The organism is Bdellovibrionota bacterium (assembly GCA_035292885.1).
In the GTDB taxonomy this organism is placed as follows: domain Bacteria; phylum Bdellovibrionota_G; class JALEGL01; order JALEGL01; family DATDPG01; genus DATDPG01.
In genome coordinates this window covers 1-4,530 of sequence record DATDPG010000165.1, presented here as the reverse complement: position 1 = coordinate 4,530, position 4,530 = coordinate 1, and the positions used below count along the sequence as shown (strand labels likewise).

The 4,530-nt window shown below is 58.7% G+C and carries 3 protein-coding genes; 1 reads left to right on the top strand and 2 read right to left on the bottom strand.

The window, feature by feature from the left end; translation table 11 throughout:
• Positions 1–644, top strand: a 644-nt coding sequence (locus VI895_12270) for a hypothetical protein (protein ID HLG20574.1), incomplete at its 5' end; no start/stop codon positions are given.
• A gap of 6 nt (positions 645–650) precedes the next feature.
• Here the strand turns inward: VI895_12270 and VI895_12265 are convergent.
• Both VI895_12265 and VI895_12260 read right to left on the bottom strand, forming a co-directional pair.
• Entirely contained in the window at positions 651–2,648 is a 1,998-nt protein-coding gene (locus VI895_12265) for a tetratricopeptide repeat protein (protein HLG20573.1), read from the bottom strand.
• The coding region (locus VI895_12260; protein HLG20572.1) for a glycosyltransferase at positions 2,624–4,530 on the bottom strand (1,907 nt) is incomplete at its 5' end. The genes VI895_12260 and VI895_12265, both read right to left, overlap by 25 nt.

Below are 4,530 nucleotides of genomic sequence, written 5' to 3'. Positions count from 1 at the left end.
CTTTCATCTTTGGAATTTCCCTCCTTCGCCACCGACCCCATTCAGCAGCCGCCAATGAAGTGGAGCGGCTCCTGGAACAGGGCGACATCCGCGCCGCGCGAAATGTGGTCACCGCGGAACGGCAAGACCATGGGGACGATCCGATTCTGGAAAAACTTCTCGGCGATATCGAATGCAAGGCGGGACAAGTCGATCGCTGTCTCGAGCGTTACGACCGATCTCTCTCGAGCGACGACTCGCTGGCGGACGATCGAACGATCCGTGAAAATGTCCTCGCGCTCCTCGGAAGGCAGGAGGGGCGCAAGCGTTTGATCGGAATCCTGGCTCGCCTCGATCGCTCCATCGTGAAGCCGCTTGTGAAGCAAACGGAAAGCGAAGACTACTGGCGCCGTTGGAACGCGGTGGACGCCCTCGAAGAGCGCGGTGCGGGAGACAAGATCGATTATGTCCAAGTGTATATTCGGGACCTTCGCGTGGACAGCTGCAACGTCCGAAGAAGCGCGGCCCAGCGGCTTAAAACGCTCGGCGACCGGGACGCGCTTGCCCCTTTGCAGGAAGCGAAGAAACAGGTCGACCGAAGTTTTTTCCAGAAACTTTGCGTGGGGAACGGCCTGGACAGCGCCATCACGGCGCTATCGAAGTGAAGAAGTTCAGAAGAGGTAGGTGAGCACCCCCCCCATCGTGAAACGGTTGTATACGCTTCCGATCCTGGTGAACCCGGCATTCACTTCCGTTCGCCAGGAACGGTGGAACGTCCAGAGATAGGTTCCCAATGCTTCGCCTCCCATCCGAAACGTGGACGAAGACGTGGCGTCGTCGGCAAACTGAAACGAGGGCCCCGCCGTTAGATCCAACCGGTGACGCTCTCCGGAACGGAAACTGAACACCAACTGCGGGGACTGACTTACAAAAACCGGCGGACTGAAATACCCTCCGGGCAGAGGCTCCGTGGGGCTCGAAGAAAACCCGGAGTGATCCTCCTCGTAGTGGGAAAGATTCAGGGCATACGCCGTGGCGAACTTCCAGCGGACGCTCCGAACCCACTGATACGAGACTTGACCGTCGGCCCCGACCCAAAAATTATTCGAGGTCGAGGTGGCCGACACCCATCCGATAAAGGGGCGCGCGCGCAGCTCCCAGGGCTCCGGTGCGTATACACCTTCGGTGAAAAAGAGATTGTTTCGCGCCGATCCCAGGAACGTTCCGGCAGCTTCCGACCCGGCCAGCGCCAAAAAGGAGTCATAGCGAAGTTCGCGGGCAAAGCCTGATCGAAGAGAAAATGCGTTGCTTCGCTGCCGATATTCGATCCTTGGAAGAAGGTTTCGCCCGGACCGACGAAGCGAATGGAACGCCAGCTCCGCCGCCAGGCTCCGCGTGGGAAGAAACCGGTATTCGGCGCCGACGGAAAGGTATCCGCTCGCGATGTTTTCACCGGCGTTCCAGAAATCCTCGAAACCGAATGTGGCCGACGTGCCGAACGACGAGCCGATTTCGGCGTGGCCTCCCACACCCCAACGGACTCCTTTCAGGCCGAACTCCGCGCCGGGTTGAACCAGAATCGACAGGTCCGTCTTCGCGTGCGGCTCTTGGCCGCGGAAAAGATCGTGACGAAGTTCAGCGAGTTCCCGATCGTCCGGCTTTTTCGCGAGGGCCGCGCGAACCTCACGGCTCGCCTCATTCTCCTTTCCCTCCCACGCATACATCTTCGCCAGCCCCGCGTGGGCATCGGCGTTGGAGGGATCGGCCGAGAGAACCGCGTGGTACTGATCGATCGCTTCGGGCGATCCGGATTTCTCCGCTCCGACGAGCCGCGCGTACTTGAGCCGTACGCGTTGGTTTCCGCTCTCCTTGGAAAGAAGCGTCCGGTACTCGTCGAGCGCATCGGCCCGGGTGGAGCGATCCGCCGCCAAGAGATCGGCGTACGCTTCCCGGAGCTTGGAATCCTCCGGGCTGCGCTCCAGCTGGTTCCGATAAAATTCGATCGCCTCCTTCCGATGTTGCGGGCTCTGGGCCAAGAGCTCCGCGTACTCGACCGCCGCGGCGGAATTTTGCGGATTTTGTTCCTGCCGCTTCCGATGTTCTTCGATCGCCTCGGAAATGTATTTCCGATCCCAGGCCAAGAGTTTTCGAAATTCGCTTCGAAGTTCGGAGTTCTCCGGTTCAGCCTTGCGAAGGATCCGGTATTCTTGAACGGCTTCGTCGAGCGTCGATCGGTCTTGGGCCAGGAGCTTCGCCATCCGGTGACGCATTTTCCGGTCGTCCCGCTGACGAAGACCCATGCGATAGTATTTTACTGCATCTTTTCGCCGGTAGGCGTACCGCGACCATCCGAGCGTCTCCGCCTGTTTGAACGCGATTGCGGGATCATCCTCAAAACGGGAGAGGTAACGGTCGTATTGCCCGATCGCTTTGTCGGTGAGCCCTTGTCGCTCATACGCGTCGCCGAGCGAACGCATCGCCTCCCGGTTTTGGGGGTTCTTTTTCGTGGCTTCTTCGAATGCCTCGATCGCCGCCTTGTAATTGCCGATATTCATGTTGGCCCGGCCGCGAAGCATGTACCACGACTCCGACATCGACTCGGCGCCGCATATCCCCGGCGCCAGAGCGATGAGGACGAGAACGATCAGGCGGCGAGATAACTTTGCCATGGCATCTCTTCGGCGGGCTGAGGACAGAACTCCATCCCCACACGCCAGATTCCGGGAAAACGCCTCACGCAGTAGAGCGGCCGCGCCCATTTTTCAGGATCCGAACCTTCGAGGATCGGGCAGGGTTTTGCAAGCGGCAACGGCCGCGAGGTTAGAAACGAAAAGCCGCGCCCGGAAAGTTCGCGCTGAACCACGGTGCGGCCGACTCCGCCGTCGACAAATCGGAAAAACCGAATTCCACGCTCCCGCGGGAATTGTCTTCTCCGATAACGAAGAGGCGAAAAATATCGGGCCAGCGAGGTCGCAAAAAGGAGGCCCATCCAGAACCGCCGGCGGATGTGGCCTTCGTGGACGTGATCCCACGACTCGGGGGCTGCCAAAAGAGCGAGCGCGAATCTTCTTCGATCGTTCGTGAAAAGCGCTTCAAACGCGACGCCGACGCTCCATTTTCTCCGGGCCACGCGCTCGTTATAGATGAGCTTGCCGGGCAGTTCGAACGATTCCTTCGAGAGGCGAAATTGAAGCGTCGGCCTCGCGGGAATCACGGATGGTGCGGCAAGGATCATGGAACAACCGCTAATGCTCATATTCTCGATTCGGACCGGAAGATCCTTACCTTCGCAGGAAAGAACGGCGGGAAAAGACCGGCGGACGCGCTCCTCCGTCCGAAGCTGGGGACGTTCCCATGCCACTTGTAACGCGGCTGCGAGGAAAACGAGGTTGTAGATCGCCCAGCCCAGGTTGAAAAAGTAAGCGTCCTTTTCAATGCCGAAATAATAGAATTCCGCGAATCCTTTCGCGATGGCCGCGAGCGTGAGAATCGCCATTCCGCTCGTCAAAAGAGCCGATGCCGAGTCGAAGCGACGCTTTTCGGCCACGACGCCTTTGGGCGTCACTTTAAATGCGAGCGAACGGGGGAGAAGAAGATCGAACATCGACCGAAAGAGCGGAGCCGCCACCATGGTTTCGTACAGCACGCCCCAACCGGTACGGGGCCAACCGGGAAGGAGAGAGGACGAGAGCATCGGAAGAAAAATCATAAAGGGAAGAAGATACGCGAGAAGAAGCGAGACGTCCGAAATGATCGGATGAAGATGGAACAGGAGGAAATAGAGCGGCGTGAGCCAAAAGACCATTCGCGCGAGCGGAAAGAAGAAATAGTAAAGGGAAGCGAAATAGCCCAAGCGGTGGCGCCACGGAAGAGTGCGTGATAAGAGCGGATTGTCTTTGAAAAAAATTTGGAGGCAGCCGAGCATCCAACGGCGGCGCTGAACCAAGTACGAAACCAGATTTTCGGCCGCCAGTCCCACGGCCAGATCTTTATCGACAAAGACCGATCTCCACCCCCGGGCGTGGAGATGCTGGCTCGTGTGGATGTCCTCCGTGATGCTCATGAGAAGGAATCCCCCCAACTGCTCCACCGCTTTTCGCCGGAATACCGCTCCGCTACCGACGAAAAAGGCTCCTCCCCAAGAATCGCGACCGGACTGAATCGCGTGATTGAACATGTCTTGCTCGTTCGAAAGCCGCCGGTTGAGCCTATAGGCCCGTTGGAAGATGTCGGCGTTTCGAAAATGGTGCGGCGTTTGAACGCACCCGACTTTCGAGTCCTCGAAGGGCGGAACGGTTTCTTTTAAGAACGTCCGGACCGGAATGTGGTCGGTGTCGAAGACGACGACAAGATCGCCGGAACTCTTCGAAAGCGCGTTGTTCAAATTGCCGGCCTTCGCATGTATCTTGGGGCCGAGGATGTACGCAGCCCCCAACTCCTCTGTAAGCCGCTTCACTTCTGGCCGGTGGCCGTCGTCGAGCACGTACACTCGCTTCTTCGGATAATCGACGGCCAAGGCGGCGGCGAGCGTGACCTCCAAAATCTCCGCCG